The 20401-nt window shown below is 55.5% G+C and carries 24 protein-coding genes and 1 pseudogene; 13 read left to right on the top strand and 12 right to left on the bottom strand.

All coding sequences use genetic code 11. The features are described 5' to 3' along the window. Positions 1-194 precede the first annotated feature (194 nt). From ABRP31_RS03065 to ABRP31_RS03055, 3 genes are all read right to left on the bottom strand, one after another. Entirely contained in the window at positions 195-401 is a 207-nt protein-coding gene (locus ABRP31_RS03065; protein ID WP_349971382.1) for a hypothetical protein, read from the bottom strand. 194 nt (positions 402-595) lie between these two features. Next, positions 596-808: an antitoxin gene (locus ABRP31_RS03060; RefSeq protein WP_349971383.1), complete on the bottom strand. Its 213-nt coding sequence runs from the start codon at positions 806-808 to the stop codon at positions 596-598. Between the two features lie 178 nt (positions 809-986). After that, positions 987-2318 (bottom strand): hypothetical protein, encoded by a 1332-nt coding sequence (locus ABRP31_RS03055; RefSeq protein ID WP_349971384.1) that lies wholly within the window; start codon positions 2316-2318, stop codon positions 987-989. 674 nt (positions 2319-2992) lie between these two features. Here ABRP31_RS03055 and ABRP31_RS03050 point away from each other — a divergent pair. Then, positions 2993-3319, top strand: a complete 327-nt coding sequence (locus ABRP31_RS03050; RefSeq protein ID WP_349971385.1) for a hypothetical protein — start codon at positions 2993-2995, stop codon at positions 3317-3319. A 491-nt stretch (positions 3320-3810) separates the two neighbouring features. Continuing rightward, the gene (locus ABRP31_RS03045; RefSeq protein WP_349971386.1) at positions 3811-4197 is read left to right on the top strand and encodes a hypothetical protein; all 387 of its coding nucleotides are present in this window, start codon (positions 3811-3813) and stop codon (positions 4195-4197) included. 97 nt (positions 4198-4294) lie between these two features. On the opposite strand, the pseudogene ABRP31_RS03040 reads toward ABRP31_RS03045, so the two are convergent. Both ABRP31_RS03040 and ABRP31_RS03035 read right to left on the bottom strand, forming a co-directional pair. Continuing rightward, positions 4295-4598 (bottom strand): annotated as a pseudogene (locus ABRP31_RS03040) (helix-turn-helix transcriptional regulator); the annotation flags it as partial. Positions 4599-4710: 112 nt separating this feature from the next. Then, the gene (locus ABRP31_RS03035; protein WP_349971387.1) at positions 4711-5013 is read right to left on the bottom strand and encodes a hypothetical protein; all 303 of its coding nucleotides are present in this window, start codon (positions 5011-5013) and stop codon (positions 4711-4713) included. Between the two features lie 321 nt (positions 5014-5334). Between ABRP31_RS03035 and ABRP31_RS03030 the strand changes: the two genes are divergently transcribed. Then, positions 5335-5625, top strand: coding sequence for a hypothetical protein (locus ABRP31_RS03030; RefSeq protein ID WP_349971388.1), 291 nt, complete (start codon positions 5335-5337; stop codon positions 5623-5625). A gap of 188 nt (positions 5626-5813) precedes the next feature. Here ABRP31_RS03030 and ABRP31_RS03025 read toward each other — a convergent pair whose 3' ends face one another. Beyond that, positions 5814-7013: an MFS transporter gene (locus ABRP31_RS03025; RefSeq protein WP_349971389.1), complete on the bottom strand. Its 1200-nt coding sequence runs from the start codon at positions 7011-7013 to the stop codon at positions 5814-5816. A gap of 576 nt (positions 7014-7589) precedes the next feature. Between ABRP31_RS03025 and ABRP31_RS03020 the strand changes: the two genes are divergently transcribed. From ABRP31_RS03020 to ABRP31_RS03010, 3 genes are all read left to right on the top strand, one after another. After that, positions 7590-8936, top strand: coding sequence for an LLM class flavin-dependent oxidoreductase (locus tag ABRP31_RS03020; protein ID WP_349971390.1), 1347 nt, complete (start codon positions 7590-7592; stop codon positions 8934-8936). A gap of 125 nt (positions 8937-9061) precedes the next feature. Beyond that, the gene (locus ABRP31_RS03015; RefSeq protein ID WP_349971391.1) at positions 9062-9562 is read left to right on the top strand and encodes a nuclear transport factor 2 family protein; all 501 of its coding nucleotides are present in this window, start codon (positions 9062-9064) and stop codon (positions 9560-9562) included. A gap of 166 nt (positions 9563-9728) precedes the next feature. Next, complete coding sequence (locus ABRP31_RS03010; protein ID WP_349971392.1) at positions 9729-9977, top strand: hypothetical protein; 249 nt, start codon at positions 9729-9731, stop codon at positions 9975-9977. Between the two features lie 89 nt (positions 9978-10066). Here the strand turns inward: ABRP31_RS03010 and ABRP31_RS03005 are convergent, their stop codons facing one another. From ABRP31_RS03005 to ABRP31_RS02990, 4 genes are all read right to left on the bottom strand, one after another. Continuing rightward, on the bottom strand, positions 10067-10864 hold the full coding sequence (locus ABRP31_RS03005) for a DUF6694 family lipoprotein (protein ID WP_349971393.1): 798 nt from the start codon (positions 10862-10864) through the stop codon (positions 10067-10069). A 355-nt stretch (positions 10865-11219) separates the two neighbouring features. Beyond that, complete coding sequence (locus ABRP31_RS03000) at positions 11220-11768, bottom strand: hypothetical protein (protein WP_087266542.1); 549 nt, start codon at positions 11766-11768, stop codon at positions 11220-11222. Between the two features lie 83 nt (positions 11769-11851). Beyond that, positions 11852-12034 carry a DUF1289 domain-containing protein gene (locus ABRP31_RS02995; protein ID WP_349971394.1) on the bottom strand — a complete coding sequence of 61 codons (183 nt, stop codon included), beginning with the start codon at positions 12032-12034 and terminating at the stop codon, positions 11852-11854. Between the two features lie 3 nt (positions 12035-12037). Beyond that, positions 12038-12397 (bottom strand): hypothetical protein, encoded by a 360-nt coding sequence (locus ABRP31_RS02990; RefSeq protein WP_349971395.1) that lies wholly within the window; start codon positions 12395-12397, stop codon positions 12038-12040. Positions 12398-12770: 373 nt separating this feature from the next. Here ABRP31_RS02990 and ABRP31_RS02985 point away from each other — a divergent pair, with 373 nt between their 5' ends. From ABRP31_RS02985 to ABRP31_RS02955, 7 genes are all read left to right on the top strand, one after another. Beyond that, positions 12771-13022, top strand: coding sequence for a DUF6124 family protein (locus ABRP31_RS02985; protein ID WP_349971396.1), 252 nt, complete (start codon positions 12771-12773; stop codon positions 13020-13022). After that, positions 13010-13156 (top strand): hypothetical protein, encoded by a 147-nt coding sequence (locus ABRP31_RS02980; protein ID WP_349971397.1) that lies wholly within the window; start codon positions 13010-13012, stop codon positions 13154-13156. The genes ABRP31_RS02985 and ABRP31_RS02980 overlap by 13 nt, the downstream gene beginning before the upstream one ends. A 367-nt stretch (positions 13157-13523) precedes the next feature. Next, positions 13524-14333: an AraC family transcriptional regulator gene (locus ABRP31_RS02975; protein WP_349971398.1), complete on the top strand. Its 810-nt coding sequence runs from the start codon at positions 13524-13526 to the stop codon at positions 14331-14333. A 90-nt stretch (positions 14334-14423) separates the two neighbouring features. Continuing rightward, the gene (locus tag ABRP31_RS02970) at positions 14424-14810 is read left to right on the top strand and encodes a cupin domain-containing protein (RefSeq protein WP_349971399.1); all 387 of its coding nucleotides are present in this window, start codon (positions 14424-14426) and stop codon (positions 14808-14810) included. A 299-nt stretch (positions 14811-15109) separates the two neighbouring features. Next, on the top strand, positions 15110-16360 hold the full coding sequence (locus ABRP31_RS02965) for an aspartate aminotransferase family protein (RefSeq protein ID WP_349971400.1): 1251 nt from the start codon (positions 15110-15112) through the stop codon (positions 16358-16360). A gap of 207 nt (positions 16361-16567) precedes the next feature. Beyond that, positions 16568-17968, top strand: a complete 1401-nt coding sequence (locus ABRP31_RS02960) for a VOC family protein (protein ID WP_349971401.1) — start codon at positions 16568-16570, stop codon at positions 17966-17968. A 288-nt stretch (positions 17969-18256) separates the two neighbouring features. Then, positions 18257-18601 carry a hypothetical protein gene (locus tag ABRP31_RS02955; protein WP_349971402.1) on the top strand — a complete coding sequence of 115 codons (345 nt, stop codon included), beginning with the start codon at positions 18257-18259 and terminating at the stop codon, positions 18599-18601. Here ABRP31_RS02955 and ABRP31_RS02950 read toward each other — a convergent pair whose 3' ends face one another. Next, complete coding sequence (locus tag ABRP31_RS02950) at positions 18602-18808, bottom strand: DUF6434 domain-containing protein (RefSeq protein WP_349971403.1); 207 nt, start codon at positions 18806-18808, stop codon at positions 18602-18604. A gap of 115 nt (positions 18809-18923) precedes the next feature. Continuing rightward, positions 18924-20210, bottom strand: coding sequence for an FAD-binding oxidoreductase (locus ABRP31_RS02945; RefSeq protein ID WP_349971440.1), 1287 nt, complete (start codon positions 20208-20210; stop codon positions 18924-18926). Positions 20211-20401: the final 191 nt, after the last annotated feature.

The raw sequence follows: 20401 nt of genomic DNA, 5'->3' as shown, positions 1-20401 counted from the left end.
GCCGGTCAATGCCGTGCGAAATCGCAAGCCTGTGAGGGGCAGTGGTTTTTGGCCAAAAGTGGGCGCTAGAAAATGGGCCTAAACGCTAGTCACAAAAAAAAACCGCTCAAGGCGGCCGAATAGCTCAGTGTTTGCAGTCAACACGCTCTCAAGCGAAAAGCCCGCATTCGGCGGGCTCTCTGCAAGTTTGAATTTCAGTTGGCTTGGACGCCTTTGATGAGTTCCAAACGCATTGGATAGCCCTGAGCGCCTTGAACGACTGTTTCGCTTTCAACGGTTTGAATCACTTTACCCTGCGCGTCCTTGGTGACTGCGATAGTTTTGCTGTAGGAACTCTGAACAACACAACCGCTCATAAACGCGGCCACTGCCGCTAACGCCAAAAATTGCAAACCTTTCATTGGTATCTCCTTCCTAGAGTAAACAAAGCGCGCACTGTAGCAACGTGCCACTACACAGGAAAGGTATTGCTTTGTGATTTCCGATTTGGAGGCTAGTAGAACTCAGCAGGCGACACGACCAAGGCTCGGTGGCTGCAGTGCTGTTCACGCCCTTCCCCTTGAATCGAGTGAGACATGGTGAATATCATTCCGCCTCATATCAATTCGCTCCCAACAGCGGGACCATCAATCCATTCCCGGTGCTCATCTGATTGGGATTGTGCAAAATCCGGGACGGCGAGCAACTGCGCAAGCGTGTATCTCGGTTTGAGTTTAGGGTTAACCACGAGACTGCCCTCATCAATAGCCAGACTATCATTTGCATCGGCCTTTAGATGATCCAGAAATGCAGGAGGCATAGCCAACATGACTGAACCTCTTGCTTTGCGAAGTTTGGTTGCATGCACATCGCCCACCCGCGAGCCTGTAAGGGCTTTTTAAAAATGATGCCTAAGCATCCGAACGCAAGCTTCGAACTTCTCGACGACCGCCGAGTCAGGCGGTATCGCACGCAAGCCAAAAAATGAAAATCTCACCCTAAAATTTCTAGCTGATAGCCCCGCCAAATGTTTCCGGATCAAGCCGCGCCAGTTCTTCCAGCGCGCCATTAGTGTCAAAGCCTCCACGGATGAGCACAGCGAACTGCTCCATCGCCCAAAGTGAAACATTTCTGCTCAGCGCGCCCTGCATGAAGTTGTTGGCTACTACCTGGGACTCGTTGGCACTTGCTTGTGGGTTCAACTGAGCAAATTTGGCCAGTACCTCCTTCCCTTCTGTGAGCTCGTCGATTTCAAACAGCGCCAGAAACGCCATCCCCAGCGAGCCGGAAATGTGATGCTCTGGGCGGGCCCAATATTTGTCTATGCCCCCATGCTTATCAGCCCATTCGATTTGCTTACGAATCTTGTTGGGAATCGTAGCTGCTGCCTTTTGTCGGTTGTAATACTCGCGGTTAGCGAGACTCGCAGCATCTTTGACAACTTTCCACATCACGAACCAGAGCTGAGAAACGCTGTATGTGTGCAGTCCGAACCGGACACTGGCCTTGATTTTTTCAATATCCTCATAATCGAGATCATGGTTATAAACCCTGCACTGATCCATCAGATACCGAATCACATCACCCACCGCGTAGTCGAGCCAGAGATTGGTCATTGCTTCAGGGTCAGTGAACGCTCGCTCGGTAACGGTCTCCAGACACTCGACGCCTCTCCCTAGTAACTCATCAGGAGGCAGGAAGAACTGGACCGAGTACGTTTTAGCCTGCAACTTTCCATCATCGAGATAATAAGTCCCGGCCCTTGCCGCTTGCGGATCGTCCCAAATGACACCCGCCCTGAAAAGACGCATCAGATATGACGTGCCCTCCCAAGGAGCCAGAGCCTCGCAGTCCCCTTCATTAAACGTCCCGCGGGCGAGACGAGGAGCGACTAAAGCGTCAATGGCGAAGAGAATGAGGCGTTGATCATCAGTCAAATCCGCATAGGAAATCGTCAAGTTGCGTATGTAGTCGATCCGGCTATTCAACTGCGTCTGCAGCTCAATTTCCGCTAACCGCCGACGCTCAAGCTCCTCTTTCCGTTGCTCCTCTGAACACACCGCGCAGGGCGTCGTTGAAAGCTGAAACTGCTTTTTGGGGTCGGTCCGACTGGTAACAAGAACCGGGCCATCGCATTTTCTGCAGGCCTGATTTTCATCGAACGCCTGGCACAACGTGCGGACATACTTGGCAATCAGCCCGGACTGCGTAATTTCACGAAATGGCACAAGCTCGCTTACTTTCTCCAAATAAACGCCATCTTCATCCATAGCCCAGTAGCGCGTAGCCAGCGCCATTTCTTCTAAGTCTTGAGTGAGAAATTCCAGCTTAACTGCCATTTACGATATCTCTGAACATGAGGTTGTTTAGCCCTGAAAAAAGCATGCATGCATCGCAATAACAGGATTGCCCACGGGGGAGCGTGGTGGAATTAGCAAAAAGCGCGTTGCCAAACCGCTGGCGTTGGACGTGACGTATTCAGCTACAGCGCTTCTGCTCAGCCAGATATTCTTCACTCGCATCACCCCATCTACGGTAATCATGGGGTCGCGAAAATAGAAGAATCAGGACCCGCACATAAGAGGGAACGGACGATTCAGCATGAACGGATAATCCGAAAATCTGGTAGGAGAAATCGGAACTTTCACAGCTCCGATTAAAGGCCTTGGAAGGTAGTAATGAACGGCGTACGGCTTTGCCAGACTATGGGCGGAGGTAGATTAACTCCCAGTAATACATCCACGCTTCAACCTCACGAATAAATATATATAAATACCGCCTTCGCCTTTTGCTGGAACTCTAATCTGCGCGCCGTCGTTGCCAAATCAACGACTGGATTTGACGATCCGTTCAACATAGGTGAAGCAGCTGCCACTGTTATGGTGGCTGTGCGTGGAAGGCCTCACGGCCTGCCGGGTTGTTCCTATGTTCCGGTTCGTCAATCCACGCACAGCTACCGCCCTGATCGTTTGACGACGGTTGCGGCGGCCGAACACAACATAGGAGCTTCACAATGAGCCACAGCCCCCCACTCCCCCGCTACATCCCTCTCACCCAACCAGGCCAGAACAAATCCGTTTTCCTGCTGGACTCGGAAGCGCCATTGAAAGACCTGCAAGCCTGCGCGGAGCTGCGGGTAAACCTTGTTACGCGCTTTCTCGATACGCTGATCAACATGAAGCCCACCGACGCGGACGAGAACGATCTGGTGACCATCGCCAGCACCGCTCACCTGTTGATGCTGGAAGCGTGCGATGTGCATCGGGTGATTGAGAAACGTCTTTGGGGATCAGGCGAGGCGGCATTCAGCGGTTGTGAGCCTGAACGGCAGTCAGCGTGATCATGCGTTTTCAGTAATGCATCTGATTGAGATGGCGCGAGGCAAGATTGACGAGGCTTCGAAGCTCAGCGCGCCCTGCCAGAGCGCTGCGTAAATTCCGGCTAAACAGTTTCCGCTAGAGAGGGCTGTCCAGGTCTGCGGACGCTATGGGCAGCTCTCAGCTATTTCAGCGTTTTGAGGTCGCCGAAATATCCAGCAGCTTCGCCCAGACATCAAATCACCAAGGCGGATGGCAAACAGTATTCCTCTTCAACCTAGAGTGTTTTTGCACGCCGCAAAATAGTACACGTGTACTATTTTTTTGGGCTGTGGACGGGGCGTATAACGCCTTTACCAAATGACTGATCCAACAACCTGAATGCGATGACACATTCTAAAAATCGCAAAACAAACAGGGATTTTTCATTCAGGTTAAAACTTGAAAAATCAGAATAACGAGGCGCTAACGACAAGCCTGCCGTTTTAATAAATATGGTTAATGGAGTCAGGGCATGAAGCTATTAGGTGTCGTGTTGTTGGGGGTCATGCTCTCCGGGTGTACAAACTCTCCGCTGGGGAATCTGTTATACAACCAGCGTTTTCAGACGACCGAAGACGTACAGGCCTCATGGGTAGGATCCTCGGCAGATGATTTGGTCATGTCGTGGGGGACGCCAAAAAACAGCTATAAGATGGCCGATGGTTCCAGCATGCTGTCTTATGAATACCTCTGGCTTGCAGGCGCCGGTGGATATAACCCAAGGTATGTCTGGTGCGTCCAAAGGTTTCTTGTAGAGGGTGGCGTCATCACTCGATGGGGCTTGTCCGACGGCTGTCCGGTAAGGCCTAAAGATGCCAAGTCGATTCCTGACACCCCAGTGCCCAAGCCGACACTTTAATTGCGCTCGCTCCGCGCCAACTCAATACGCTGCCGAGAAAAACCAATCGCTAATCTGTTTTCAAAGCAGGTCATGCTGTTGATAGCCAACCTCCCTTTTACGCCCTCGTCGGAGTGCCGATCGCCTGTCGTATCTCCCGCACATCTCGCGCAGGCGACGCGTCGAATTGCCGTGAATACTCCCGACTAAACTGCGATGCGCTTTCATAGCCGACACCAATGCCACGTCAGACGCGCGATGCTCACCGGCCAGCAGAAGCTGGCGGGCTTCCTGCAATCTGAGTTGTTTCTGGTATCGCAGGGACTGAGGCCGGTCATGGACAGGAAGCGGCGATGCAGGCTGGCGCAGCTCATGCCGCTGGCATCGCACAACGCGTCGATGCGAAGTCGGGCGTTGTAGTTGGCGGATCCCGCCGGGCATTCCGTTAACCCCAGAAGCCTGCGGGCTTAAAGGCATTGACGGTCCTTGGAAACCAAAAAACCCGCATGAACGGGTTTTATTAGCCGAGCAGAGTCACTTATCCAGTTGCGCTTGAGCCTCCAGCTCTTGATCAATGCATCCGCCCAATATCTGGTAGCTGCCGCCCACCGATTTCGCTACCTGGTCACAGTACTTGAGTATCTTTGGCGAAGCGTTCTTCGCCGGGATCTCCGCCTTGGCATCTGCTTCCAGATCACGACAGCCGAGTTCAATCTGGGCACTGCCGCCGACTGACTCCGCCACCTTTGCACAGTATTTTTTAATGTCGTAATCGGCCGCTTGAGAGAGAAAAGGCAAGCAGCTAAGGCACAAGATCAGGGACGCTTTGCGATACACGATGGGAATCCTTTCGTTAGTGAAACCAGACAGTGCCATCATTCGGCATGGCTTATCAATCAACTGCTCACAACCTCACAGAAAAATGCGGTATGCGAGCAGTCCTTATTGACCGACAGACCCAATCGCGGGCAAGCGCGCTCCTACAGATTCCCGTTTGCTGCACGTGCAGTAACTATCGATGAACTGCGGTGTCGCCGAACAGTGTTCCCTATACGTCAGGCGGGAAACACCGCCCTCCTTACGCAGGCTAACTGCCGTGGGTGGCCAACCCTTGAGGAACCTCTGTTAGGCTTAGCCCGACTTCACAAGGAATGGCGAATGAAATCCCGCTTTAAAACTTTGGCCGTCTTGCTGTCGGTCGTGCTTGCCGGATGCGATGAGCGACCTGAAATGTCTTGCCCCGATAACGGTGAGCAGTTCTGGCTGCAATCACTTGATGCTTACTTTATGCGGCATCCTGAGATGGTGAAGACAACACCGTATGAGCTACAGCCAGGGGCGTCGTACGACTCCAGAACGAACTGGTGGATCGTCCCGTTCGACATCGGGCCAAAGAGGCTTCAGGCGTTAATGAGCTGTGATGGTCACCTGGAGATCAGCGGGCGCTAGGTCACGAGAACAGGTTATTGGTTGCCCTTTGGGATTACCTGCGCCTCACGCACCTGACTCCCAGGCCGCTCATAAAACCGCAGCAAATACCCATCCGGATCACAAACTGCCGATTGCCGCTCTCCTCTGTGCCCACCCGATACGAGCGTTCCTCCAACGGCAGGAACAATCCGATTTCGTGCCCGGTGCTATGACGGTCCACCCTCGTTGCTTGCCCCCTCTTCATGCAACTGAATCCGCCTGACAACCGGTGCACCCGCGGCGACGATCAGGGCGATGAACCAGAACACGGCGCTTACACCGATGAGCGCGCCGAATGATCCCGCGACCATCGGTATCAGGAAGCCCGAGGCATTGATGGCGGTCATTCGGATACCCAAGGCTTCTCCATGTCGGGCTGGGGGTGTCACTTGCATCAGCAGGCTGATGATCATCGGTTGAACGCCGCCCAGTGCTGCGCCGAGCACGACGGAGCAGGCGATCATTTGAGACGGTAGCTCGGCAAATGGGTAGGCGATAAAAACGCTGACGGTGATGACGAACGACGTGGTGATGATTTGCTTTTCGCTAAAGCGGCTCGCGATCAGGGGCAGCACCAAACGTATAAGCCCGGTCGCGAGGGCGAACGCGCCGAGGACGACGCCGATGGTTGAAGCGTCAATCCCCCGCTCAAAGCCAAGCACAGGGACGAGAAACGAGTGAATGTCCCAGATACACGACAGCAGCCAGTTAACGAACAGGATGTAGCGAAAGTTGGTCGAGCGCAGCAGCGCCCATGCTCGTGTAGGGATGGCGCTGGAGTCGCGGGGCTCAACGGGGAGCTCACGTACAAAAAAGAGCAGCACCCACGTCACCAGAGGCAGGCAGCCCAGCACGGCAAAACAGATGCGAAAGGACAACAGATCGCCAGACGCCTGGGTGGCATGATCAATGATCAAGCCCGCCGAGTACGGGCCGATGAAGCTTGAAATCGAGGGTGATATGGCTAACCAGCTGAAGAATTGTCGCCGTTGAATGATCGAGTTCGCTGCACGGCCTATGTGGCGTTGCAGCACGATCTGCGTCACGCCGGAGGCTGCACCGACCACCATGGCAGCCACACACAGCAATGCAATACTCGGGAACAGTGTTAAAGCTGCCAACGCTAGCACCGCTGCAAATATCGCGTAGGTCATTGGCCGCTTGAAGCCTTGCCGGTCTGAGTATTTGCCGACCGGAATGGCCATGAACACTTGGCTCAGCGCAAACAGCGCGACGAGAGCACCCACCGCACCTGCGCTGTAACCCAGCGAAAGGGTAAACAGGGGAGCCGCCAGCCGCAGCGCACTCATGGCCGTCAGTAGAAATACCTGAGCAAATATCAGCTGCAATAATTCTTTTCGCGACATGAACGACTTCTTTTCACTGGCTCACGTTCCAAGCAAACCAATGCTTGAGAGCGAAGAAGAATATGGCTTTTGAGGTGCAACAGACGCCACATGGCAGAAGTCGCATCGCAAGAATAAGAGAGGAGCAATAAACCGTTACAGCGGCTACCGATGTTATCCATCCTGCTGCGATCTTGCCAGCGGCCGAGTCGGCGGCCTGGATTTTTGGTCGATCAAGCGTCGAGAGAGATCTTCGCGCCGCACCATCAACAGGCTCCTTGTGAGTTCGATATCGTGCTCCCTGATGCACCGCCATCGCGGACTCGCGATGCTCGCGCTTCTACAGAATTGTTTCGGTTCAAGCTACGGTGATACGTCCTGCAGTGCGACTTAATAAAATACAGTGATTTTATCAACCATAAAAGATAACAATAATTCATAATTAGCTTATTCCAAAAAAGCCTTTCACTCCCCTTCCCCATCTCGCTACCGTCACCCACAAACCGCCCCCCATTTCTGTGGAGGACATCCCGCAGGCAGCCAACAGCTGGGGTCAAGTCGCTCAACTGTCGGTAATCCCTAGCCCTTGAGGTCACTATGAGTCGTCAAATGCATCTGGCGTTGTTCGTCAGTCATGCCGGATCACACCTGGCCGGGTGGCGTCTGCCTCAGGCGGCAACAGGCAATGCGCTGGACATCCGCTACTACCAGCGTCTGGCTGAACAGGCCGAAGGCGCCAAATTGGACCTGTTGTTTGTGGCCGACAAGCTGGCGCTGGATGACATTCATGGCGGGTCTTTCGAGGCTGCGGTCACGTGGCGGGCTAACGGCTCGCCGGAGCCACTGGCGCTGTTATCGGCGCTCAGTGTGCTGACTCAGCGCATCGGTCTCGGTGCCACGGTTTCGACGACCTATCACCAACCGTTCCACGTCGCCCGACAGTTCGCCACGCTCGACCACTTCAGCGGCGGTCGGGCGGCGTGGAATGCGGTGACGTCGGTTAACGACGGCGAGGCGCGTAATTTTGGTCTGGACCAGCATCTGGGCCATGCCGAGCGCTACACCAAGGCGAGTGAGTTTCTGGATGTGGTGCGCGGCCTTTGGGACACCTGGGAAGACGACGCGATACTGGCCGACAAGGCCAGCGGGCAATATGCCGACGCCACCCGCCTGCATTACGCGGATCATCAGGGCGACTGGTTCAAGGTGCGCGGCCCGTTGAACCTGCCGCGTCCGCCGCAAGGCCATCCGGTGTTGATTCAGGCCGGGGTCTCGTCAGCGTTTCAATCGTTGGCGGCGCGCAATGCCGAGGTGATCTTCCCGGTCCAGTCGACGCAGGAAAAAGCCAAAGCCTTTTACGCGACGTTTAAACAGCAAGTGGTCGAACTGGGCAGACAGCCGGGCGACGTCAAGATTCTTCCGGGCTTGTACCCGGTGATTGCTGACAGCGATGAGCAAGCCAGGGACCTGGCGGCCGAGCTGGATGAGTTGATTCTGCCCATCGCCGGGCTGGCCTTTATGTCTGCAAGCATGAATTACGATCTGGCGCAGCATGATCCAAAGGCGCCCGTGCCGGACATTCGCGAGCACATTCGTGGCAGCAAGGGCCGTTTTGATACGGTGATTGGCAACGCCATCGAAGCGGGTTGGAGCCTGGAACAACTCGGCCGCTGGTACGCCTCCAGTCTGGGCTTCGCCAAGATGGTGGGTTCGCCGAAAACCGTGGCCGATCAAATGGAGCAATGGCTGCTCGAAGACGCTGCCGACGGCTTCGTGGTGATGCCGCCATATATGCCGGGCGGTGCTGAAGACTTCCTCAACAAAGTGGTGCCCGAGTTGCAACGCCGCGGGCTGTTTCGCCGTGAGTACGAAGGCACGACCTTGCGTGATCATCTTGGGTTGCGTACACCGCAGTCGAAACACACGGGCAAACGCTCAGCCTGATCCGGTTTCATGAGTCCCGGCAGCATCAGGCAATGTCTGGACAGTATCGGGCTACGTCGCCCGCTCACCCGCGGGTTAGGTTCTTCTCAACAAGAATGCTGATAACCGCAACGGGGTGAATGATCATGATTGCATGGGTGAAAACGGTTTTTCGAGTTCAGATTGCTGCGCTGCTTACTGTGCTTTTGGCGAGCGCAGCATGGGCGACGGACAAAGCCGCTGCGCATTCAAACGCCGAGTTGGTGCGCCAATCGTTTGTTAACTGGCAGCAGGGTAAGGGCACGACCTTCGACCTCTTGGCGCCAGACGCTGAATGGACGGTCGCGGGCTCCAGCCCGGTCTCTGGCATTTATAAAGGCAAACAGGACTTGCTGGAACGGGCCGTCAAACCCATCAGCGCCCGGTTGGCCACGCCTATCAAACCGACCGTGCTGAGTATTGTTGCTGAAGGCGATGTGGTGGTTGTGCTGTGGAACGGTGAAGCGACGGCACTGGATCAGCAGCCGTACCGCAATAGTTACCTGTGGCACCTGACGTTCAAAGATGGGCAGATCACAGAGGCGAAGGCTTTTCTGGATACGTATGTGTTGAATGATTTGATAGAGCGGGTGAAGCCGAAGGCTTGAAGGCCAACTGATCGAACGCTATCGCGAGCAAGCTCACTCCTACAGATCTTGCTCTTCATGCGTCCCAAACATTACGTCGCTTTTTCTATCCCCTTCCCGCCTGTTTTGGCCCACTATGGTCGGCTTACTAACCACCCTCGACCCGGTCGATGGTTCGGAGAGCGTAATGCCACAAGAAAGGCTGGACCTGTTAAGGCTGCCAAAGCCTATCCGTGGGCCAATTGACAAGCTGCTTCGCTCTCTGGAGGCCGCCAGTACTCGTGAGGATATTGAAAGCGAGGGCGAGCTGCAGATTGCTTTTATCCTTGGGCTGGAAACGGCCAAGCGGCTGAGGCCGAGTGATGTTGAAGCGTTGTACATGATCTTTGATGATGCGGTGCAGGCACGGCTGGAAAACTTGCCTGCCGAGGGCTAGCCAAACTTGCAGGCTTTTAAAACCTCTCAAACTACCGTCGAAGCTTTTTTCTGAACATTAAAAAACCCGCCTTGGCGGGTTTTTTACTTTCAACCTTTATATTTTCTCTTCAGCTGTTCCAGACGTTGACGGTCACTCTCAGTGAACAGTCTGGAGTCTAGAATCACTTTGTTATCAGGACCATCCAGTCGAACAACTTCAACAGTTAATACAGCGTTCTCTGCTGGCTCGACTTTACCCCAATCACCATACCTGTTGGGAGCCAGAACCCAAGACTGACTCTCTCCAGCCTCTAAGCCACCACTGACCTCGTAATTAAAAGTCGACACCAGCCAAGGCACGGATCTCTCAGGAGAGGCAAGCGTCCCTTTGAAGTAGGCCCTTGAGATGGAAACGCCTGTGCCATTGGCAACCGACAGTTCAATTTTCGGCTGTGTTAAATATTTCGTTTTTTCTTTATAAAAACGTACGTTGGACACGCTGAATTTCGACAACTCAGCCCTGGCATGCTCAGAAAAAAGACGTTTTTTATCTAGCTCATCAATTTCCAAAAGCGCGTTGTCGCGCTCTTTCCTTTCAGCTGCCACCCTCAAGGCCGAGGCTTCTGCTGACACCTGATCAGCAGTTTTTCCATTCAGCCCTGCGTACATTGCTGCCGCTGCGCCATCTTTTGTCTGGTCGCCTCGCATTACAGCGGCCAAGTCGAGATTGCTAAAGAGAAGTAGCTTAACGTCTGAAGAAAACTGCTCTTGTTTTTCGGGGGGTAAGCTATCCACAATTTTTTGAATTGACGTCTTCATCGTCGCTTCTGAACTACCGTCCAGCTTAGGCTCACCACACCCAGACAATAAAAGCAACGATAACGCCACCCAATATAGCTTCCACATATGTAATCCCTCACTTGATAAGGTGGCGGAGCATACATGAGCGGCCAAGTGCCATCAATCCGGAATAATAGGAGCGGGAAACAGCTTAGAAGAGTGAGATATGCGAAAACACTATTTCGAAGTTGAAAGCCTTCGAGCCCTCTAGCGCAATCGTTTCTGCCCCATCTTCGAACAATAGGCCTTGCTGGAGCTTGAAGCCCGCACGCGAAACAAAGCAGGGCCATCCGGTACTGGAGATGTCCGTCGGATCGGATTCATACCGGAAAGGATCATTACATCCGCTATAGTTTCGTCACGAGAAATATCGCCTTTCCAGATAAATCCGGTTCCACAGGGTGAGTAGTTGCTGACAAAATTACTTCACCAACTCAATCTTCTTCACAAACACCAACTTCTCATCTTCCGCTGGCCCGGCGATGCGGTCTTTGTTGGGTTCGCTCGCCACGGTGACTTTGACGTTTCTGCCCACGATATTGGGCAGCAAGGTCGCCTCCCCTTCGTCTTCCGCGATAAACCACGAACCGCATTTGCCATCGCAATAAGCTGTGAATCGGCGGCCGTCGTTGAGCAGCACGGTGACGGTGTGGTCCTCGATCCCGCTGCCGGAAATCAAAGCGCCCTGGAAGGTTTCAGGTTTTGTGAGGGTGAATGTGCAGAAGTCCGGCGCGCTGGCGTCGTCGCTCAACATGCCGCAGCCGCGCTCGACTTCGCTGTTGATCATTTCGCAGCTATTAGCGGCGTTGCAAGGCGGCCGGGTGGCGGGCGATACGCTGATGCATTGCTTCACGAGTAAGGCCGAGCGTTTGTCGCCGATGGCTTCAGCGCAGGATTTATCAGCGGCGTTCGCCTGAAAGGCTCCGAGCACACTGAACAGACACAAGAACATCAGGCTTTTTGTTTTCATGATTTTTCCTGGCGACGAGTCGGGTGTAGATTTTACGAAGTATTGCAGAGGCAGCAGCTTTCACACAGCCTGACTGCGGGCGCTTAGCCTTTCTTCTTGCTCAGGCTTTTCAAGCGTTGACTGGCACGCTGCACGGCGGCCATTTTTTCGGGTCGGTTCATGCGACGCCACTTGCGGATGTCCTCTTTGTTGCGGCCGCAACTGACGCATAAGTCGCCGCTCAATTGGCAAACAGAGGTGCAGGGATTTTCGATGTCCTTGGCCATGTCTCAGCCCCGGGCCAGGCGTTGTTGCCAGTTACCGCCGTTGGCGCGCTGACATTGCTCTTCGCTGTCGAATTGCACCCGTTTGCTCACATCGGCAACCACGATATCTGCGTCTTCCAATGCGTGGGCAGTCAGCTCAACCATGCGTTCACGCTGGCCGCTGGCGAGGGCCTGATCCTTTTGCGCTTGCGTATCGAAGATCCACACCACGCGCAGGCTGGCAGGGAATTGCGTGTAATCCACTTCATGGGTCAGCCACGCAAACCCGACGATTTCTGCTTTTACGGTTTCGCACGCCTCGGTCAGGGTAGACGCCAGACGACGTTCGATGCGGGCCTGATCGCGTTTGCTTAACGGCGGCATGGCGGTCTCCTTGGGTGATTGGCGATAAGACGGCAATCATACGTTACCTAGACGCGTCATCCATAAACCCTAGCCCTTGTAGGATCGGTCTCAATTTCCGCTAACGCCGTCCGCCGGGTTGTTTGCGGGAAAACGCTTCTCTAACCTCCCGCCCGTCGCTGCACATCAGTGACCGGGTTTAGTCGCCTGATTCACAGAAAATCTCAAGCATCCCGCTACAGGCATCTACTAGCCTTTGTAATGGCGGCTGTATGCGGGGCACTTTCGAGTGCGCCGATTTTCTGTGATCGGTCGACTAACCCTCATACAGCTGCCACCCCTTCATGAACCGTGAAGGTCGCAGCTACCGGATACGCATAAGGAGAGCAACACGGTGAATAACAACAAACCCGAATTTTGCACCCTCAACCGCTTCTTCTCCGTCCGCACGGACATCAGCCCGGAAGACGTCCTAGTCCAAACCTCCGAACTGCTGCGCTGCGCCACCAGTACCGCCTACGAAGCCGCCGACAACCTGCGCGGTTCGCAACGCGATCACGCCATGTCGGTGATGCATCTGGTGGAAATGGCACAGGCCATGGTGGATGGGTTGCTGGATCGCAAGCAGGCTGAATGCTTGAACTGAATCAACAAACGCCCACGAATGATGTGGGGGCGGCGGCATTTTCAAACGGCAGGGGTTCGCTGCCATTCACGGCCGGTGTGTATTACAACCGCGCGCAATACAAGCTCGATGAAAGCGCGATGAATTTGGCTTGAAGGCAGGTCTGGCGTTTTGATCTAAACACCAGAGCCCTGAAGGCACTCTATTCGCGGTCAAGCTCTTGGCTGGCGCTATTTCTGTAGGGTTGTCGGAGGTCACGACGGCGTCGATAGCGGTCCTTCTGGCATACCGCGATCGCAGCCTTCGTCAGTTCCTACAGACCTTACGTTCCAGATACGTGTTGTTTCTATAGGAGTGAGCTTGCTCGCGACTTGACTTTTTCGTCGACAAATCATCGCCCGAGCTGACGCTATCGCGAGCAAGCTCACGCCTGCAAACTCCCGACGACCAGCATTTACCTGCACCTTCTCCCCTGTTTTTTAGCTATCGTGTGCCCATCGTGACGAACGGGTGCAACCCTCCATGACCACACAAAACAAACGCGACTGGCTGGTACGTGCGCCGCAGTCGCGCAAGATGGAACGGATCGAGGCTTACTTCGGCGGGCACGGTTACACGCCGCACCGTCACGACACCTACGCCATCGGGCGCACGCTGGCAGGGGTGCAGAGTTTTCATTACCGCAACGACTACTGTCACAGCCTGGCGGGCGGCACCATGGTCTTGCATCCGGATGAAGTGCATGACGGACAAGCCGGTACAGATGCAGGCTTTCATTACCGAATGTTCTACATCGAGCCATCGCTGATTCAAGAGGTGCTGGGCGGTAAATCTTTGCCTTTCATTGTGGGCGGTTTGTCCAGCGATCCGCGTTTGTTTGCGGCAACCAGTGCTTTGCTGCAAAGCATGGATAACGCGCTCGACCCGTTTGAGGAAGAGGACGCCATTTATGACCTGGCCCAAGCGCTGGATGTCGCCGCGGGTAATAAGCGCGGACGGCGGGCGCTGGATTATGCGGCGGCAGAACGGGCGCGAATTTACATCCATGACACGCTGAATGAGGTCATCACCCTGGACGATCTGGTGCTGGCCAGCGGGCGTGATCGCTGGAGTTTGTCCCGGGATTTTCGTGCGCTGTATGGCACCAGCCCTTACCGTTACATCACTCAACGTCGGCTGGCCGAAGTGCGTCGTTTGTTGGTGGCGGGCCAGCCGCTCAGTGATGCGGCACTTGCTTGCGGTTTCTTCGATCAGAGCCACATGACGCGCCAACACAGTCAGGCATTCGGCATCTCGCCCGCACGCTGGCTGAAGATGCAAGGCCGAATCTGACACCGCGCCCCGAAGCTGCACGATCATGCAATACCGGTTAATTATTGCTCGCTAAGGTTGACCCATCTTGATCAACCGTGAGCACTGACCATGACCAGTACCTGTTCTGCCCCGCCCTACTCCTCGGTTAATTTCGCCGCCAAATACGCGCTGTTCAATGAGCAGTGGACACCGAAAGTCGTGGCCGAAATGAACGACTATCAGTTCAAAGTGGTGAAGATCCAGGGCGACTTCATCTGGCACTCCCATATCGATACTGACGAGACTTTCATCATTCTCGAAGGCGAACTGCGCATCGATTTTCGCGATGGTTTCGTTACCGTCGCAGCCGGTGAAATGTATGTCGTCGGCAAGGGCGTCGAACACAAACCCTACGCAGAACATGAGGTGAAGCTGCTGCTGATCGAGCCGCGCGGGGTGTTGAATACCGGGCACGAGGAGAGTGAGCGGACGGCGGTTAATGATGTGTGGATTTGATTTAGATCGCTGACAAAGCGCGTAATCGTCCATCATCCGGATGCGGCCCAGCCCCCGCCTCTCTCCAACAGGTAAGGTGATCATCTGTAGGAGTGAGCTTGCTCGCGATAGCGTCCTGCCTGGGAGTAGTTTTCTGAATGGAAAAACGCATCGCGAGCAAGCTCACTCCTACAGACGCGGGCGTCAATCATCAGCACGTCCCGAATTATTGGAATGACGCCGCGAGTTTATTTCGCTTGTGGGCGGTTGGCCTTACTCGCTTATATAGGGGCCATCTCTCTCGACAGAAAAAACGGATCATGAGTCGCGAAAACATCAGTCAATCCATCTCTCATGTTCATCCGCTGACGTTGTCCCACGGCAGAAACGCCGAAGTGTGGGACACCGACAACAAGCGCTATATCGATTTTGTCGGTGGTATTGGTGTGCTCAATCTGGGGCATACCAACCCCCAGGTGGTGGCAGCGATTCAGGACCAGGCCGCCAAACTCACGCATTACTGCTTTAACGCGGTGCCTCACGAACCTTACGTCAAGTTCATGGACAAGCTAGAGCAGTTTGTCCCGGTGTCCTATCCACTCAGCGGCATGCTCACTAATAGCGGTGCAGAAGCTGCGGAAAACGCGCTGAAGATCGTGCGCGGTGCCACGGGTAAAACAGCGGTGATCGCCTTTGATGGCGGATTTCATGGCCGCACGCTAGCCACCTTGAACCTCAATGGCAAAGTCGCGCCGTACAAGCAGAAAGTCGGGGTGTTGCCGGGGCCGGTGTTTCATATTCCGTACCCGAGCAAAGACAATGGCGTGACCACCGAGCAAGCGCTCAAGGCCATGGACCGGCTGTTCAGCGTCGAAATCGATGTGAACGACGTTGCCTGTTTTATCTTTGAAGCGGTTCAGGGTGAAGGCGGTTTTCTGGCCATGGAGCCTGACTTCGCGCAGGCGCTGCGCAGGTTCTGCGATGACAAAGGCATTGTGTTGATTGCCGATGAAATCCAGTCAGGCTTTGGCCGCACCGGGCAGCGCTTCGCGTTCAGCCGACTGGGCATCGAGCCGGATCTGATCCTCCTGGGCAAGAGTATCGCGGGCGGTATCCCGATGGGTGCCGTGGTGGGTCGCAGAGCATTGATGGACACGCTGCCCAAAGGCGGCCTTGGCGGCACGTATTCCGGCAACCCGATTGCCTGCGCGGCGGGCATCGCCAGCCTCGACCAGTTGAATGATGCGAACCTGTCGGCTTGGGGTGAGATGCAGGAAAGCATGATCGTCAGCCGTTACGAAGCGTGGCAGGCCAACAAACTGTCGCCTTATCTGGGCCGGCTGACAGGTGTCGGCGCCATGCGCGGTATCGAGCTGGTCACCGCTGACGGCGCGCCCGGTACACAGCAATTAGCGCAGTTGCTGGAGGCCGCTCGCAATGCAGGACTGTTGCTGATGCCGAGTGGCAAGTCGCGGCACATCATCCGCCTGCTGGCGCCGCTGACGATTGAGCCAGAAGTGTTGCGCGAGGGGCTGGATATTTTTGAGCGGTGTCTGGCGCAGTTGGAGTAATCATCAATTTCTACAGACTGCATGAGCAGCTGTGGGAGCGAGGCTTGCCCGCGATTCAGGCAACCCGGTGCGTCAGGTAAACCGAGGAGCCTGAATCGCGAGCAAGCTCAGCTCCCACATCGAAGGCATTACAGCTCCGGCAGCCGTGGATTACGTCGTCGATGAAGGCGAACGACGCCTAATGCGAATAACAGGAGAATCACCGCAATGACAGCTTCAAGCTTCGCAAACCGTGACGAGATCCGCGCGCGTTTTTCTCGAGCCATGTCGGACATGTACAAGACCGAGGTGCCGCTGTACGGCACGCTGATGGAGCTGGTCGCGGAAACCAACGACGGCGTGCTGGCGAACAATTCGCAGGTCGCGCAAAGCTTGAAACAGACCGGTGAGATCCAGCGCCTGGACATGGAGCGCCATGGCGCAATCCGGGTCGGTACTGCCGCTGAGCTGGCAACCTTGAGTCGGTTATTTGCCGTCATGGGCATGGAGCCGGTGGGTTATTACGACCTGACGCCTGCGGGTGTACCGGTGCATTCCACGGCTTTTCGCGCCGTGCATGAACACGCCCTGCAAGTCAGCCCGTTTCGGGTGTTCACATCATTGCTGCGTCTGGAGCTCATCGACAATCCCGAGCTGCGCGACTTCGCCAGCCAGGTGCTGAGCCAGCGCCAGATCTTCACCCCGCGTGCCCTTGAGCTGATTGAAAAATCCGAACTGGACGGCGGCCTGACCGAAGCCGACGCGCAGGACTTCGTCGCGCAAGCGCTGGAAACCTTTCGCTGGCACAGCACCGCCACGGTGAGCCTGGACCAATACAAACAACTCAACGCTCAGCATCGCCTGATCGCTGACGTGGTGGCGTTTCATGGCCCGCACATCAATCACCTGACCCCGCGCACGCTGGACATCGACACCGTGCAGGAAGGCATGCCGAAAAAAGGCATCACGCCCAAAGCTGTGGTCGAGGGGCCGCCGCGCCGCAACTGCCCTATTCTGTTGCGCCAGACCAGTTTCAAAGCGCTGGAAGAACCCATCACTTTCATCGGCCAGTCAGCCAACGAAGCAGGCAGCCACTCGGCGCGCTTCGGTGAAATCGAACAGCGTGGCGCGGCACTGACGCCCAAAGGCCGCGAGCTGTACGACCAGTTGCTGAACGAGGCACGCGACGCGTTGGGTGAATTCCCCAACGAGGGCAATGCCGTGCGTTACGCCGAATTGCTCGGGCAAACCTTCAAAGCATTCCCGGACAGCTACGAGCAGATGCGCAATCAGGATCTGGCTTACTTCCGTTACTTTGCCACTGAGCAAGGTATTGCGGCAGGCGCGGGCATTCAGCAGAGCGCGGACCTTGAGCAGTTGATCAAGGCGGGCTATGTGCACTTCGAACCGCTGGTCTATGAAGACTTTTTGCCCGTGAGTGCGGCGGGGATTTTTCAGTCCAACCTGGGCGATGACGCGCAGTCCCATTACGGCACCAACTCCAATCAACAGGATTTCGAGCGCGCATTGGGCCGCAGCACCATCAACGAACTCAAGCTCTACGCCGACACCCAACGCCGCTCGCTGCTGGAATGTTCGCAAGCGCTGGGTATCGCGCCGCTGGCTTGATCCGGGATTCGCGCAGCAGATATTGATTCTGTAGGAGATTCCCCGTCGTCCAGACTCCGCGCTGTCGCGCAGCAAACATGAACCCTGTAGGAGTGAGCTTGCTCGCGATTCAATTTTTGTTTCGATAAATTGTTGCCTGACGTTACGCAATCGCGAGCAAGCTCACTCCTACAGGATCAATGTATTCCAGTTCGATGGCGATATGTCAGTTGCCTGTCTCTCTGGTTCAGGGCGACCTATCCTTGCTCAAGCGTTCCCCGTCTGCTGTGTCAGCAAAGGTGACGAAACATGAGCAAGTTATGGAAGCGGTATCTGGATCTGCTGGACCACGATCTGAATACCAAGGTGTTCGACAACGTCAAAAACCTGCTGGTCTGTGCGCTGCTGTTTGCCGCTGGCAGCAACGCCCTGAACGGCAATCACCAGATTTTCATGGGGTTGTGGGGTTCGCAGATGACGGGGCTGGGGCTCATTGTGGTCTCCGCCGTGCTCATGCTGATGAACATCAGCGACGGCCTGCACCGGCTGGCCAAGCTGCGCTATCACGTCCTGTTGCAGGTGTTCTTTTGCCTGCTGTATTTGATCGTGGCGGTACGGGTGGTGGAAATCGTCTGGAGCTTTCGGGCTGACTGATCAAGCCTGTCGACGTTGCCACTCATCAGCGACATCGCCCATGGTCTTGGGGGTTTCGTTGCGTATCCAGGCCATGAAATCACGGTCGAATTTGAAGTCTGCCCCGCACTGTTCAAGCATGAAGCGTCGAACGTTTTGCGTGTTCTTGTAGGTCTCGTCTACAGGGGTGGCGCGGGTGATAGAGTTGCTGTGCCAGTCGGTGGGCATGGGAAAAATCCTTGTATTGAAATGCTGACTCGCAGGAGCTGCCGAAGGCTGCGAATTACGGGGTGTCAGGCGCGCTGCCTTCGGCAGCGCCTACAAAATGTGCTCATGCCAGGCTTTAAAGAATCACCCGCAAACACTGCCCCGCATGATACAGGTTAAAGCCGGTTTCATACGCCAACGCCCGCACGCCTGCGCTTTTCAGCTCAAGTGCGGGCGCGAACGGAATGGGCAGCACGCTCGGGTCGTCCTTGACCAGAAAGTCCGCGAAGGCTTTGCCCATGACTGTGCCCGTAGTGTTGCCTCGACCGTTATAGCCATTGGCAGCGACCAGCCCCGGTGCAGGTTCGAACAGTTTGACCATGTGATCCGGAGTGAAGTCGATGCAGCCCGTCCAGTGCATCTCCCAGCGGACTTTGCCCAGTTGCGGGAAGTAATGGCTCTGAATGCGATCGGCCCAACTGCTGATGAACCAGTCGGGCTTGTTGTTCATTTTGCCCATGCTGCCCAGGATCAGCCGTCCTTCGTTGTCACGACGAATGCTGCTCAGCACCATGCGCGTATCCCATGAGCCCTGGCCGTGCTTGAGCACTTCGTCCGCAGCGCTGGAGGTCAGAGGCTCGGAAGCAACGTTGTAGTAGTAGCCCTTGAAGAAGTTCTGCTTGATGCCCGCCCACTCGCCCTCGGTGTAAGCGCCGGTGGAGACCACAACCTTGTCAGCCGATACCGAACCGCCTGCCGTATTGACCCGCCAGCCAGAGCCTTCGCGGGTAACGGCTTGCACGGGCGAATTCTGGAAGATCTGCCCGCCGAGCTTGAGCACTGTCTCTGCAAGGCCAACGGTATAGGCCATCGGATTAATCGTGCCCGCACGCCGGTCGAGCAACGCGGTGGGGATTTTATCGGTGCCACAGTATTCACGGCACTTGGCACCGGTCAGCAGTTCGACGTCGGCACCGCGGCGCTTCCATTGATCGTGGCGCGCCTCAATGTCTTTGGCACCATTGGCGTTGTGGGCCATGTGCAAAGTGCCGTCGTGACGTGCCTGGCAATCGATACCGTATTTTTTGATCAGGTCGAAGACCAGTGCGGGCGCAAGGCCCATGACCGTGTTGAATTTTTCGCCCACGCCGGGGCCCAGAATCGCGGCGGCGTCATCGGGAGCGATCCAGCTCCCCGCATTGACCAGACCGACGTTGCGTCCGGAGCCACCGGTACCGATGCGCGAAGCTTCCAGCAGTGCGACAGATTTGCCGCTTTCCAGCAGATGCAATGCCGCTGACAGGCCGGTGATACCGCCGCCGATCACGCAAACATCGACCTTGAGCGATTCGCTAAGGGCAACAGGTTGAATCTGACGAGTCGTGACTTGTTCCCACAGACACCTTTCACGCAACTGATCCATCTCGATCTGATCCCCACGCCAGAACTGCACACGAAAATAACCTGCTTCATTCTTGATCCGATGCAAGGGCAATACCAAACGACCTTTACTCCGGATATCAGTCGGTTTCGGCATGATCTCGAAGGTTTTGCAACCGTGGGAGCCGAGCTTGCTCGCGATGAGGCTGGATGCGGTTCACTTCAGATCGCATA

Source organism: Pseudomonas caspiana (genome assembly GCF_040224095.2).
Lineage (GTDB): Bacteria > Pseudomonadota > Gammaproteobacteria > Pseudomonadales > Pseudomonadaceae > Aquipseudomonas > Aquipseudomonas caspiana.
This window is presented reverse-complemented; position numbering and strand designations above follow the sequence as displayed.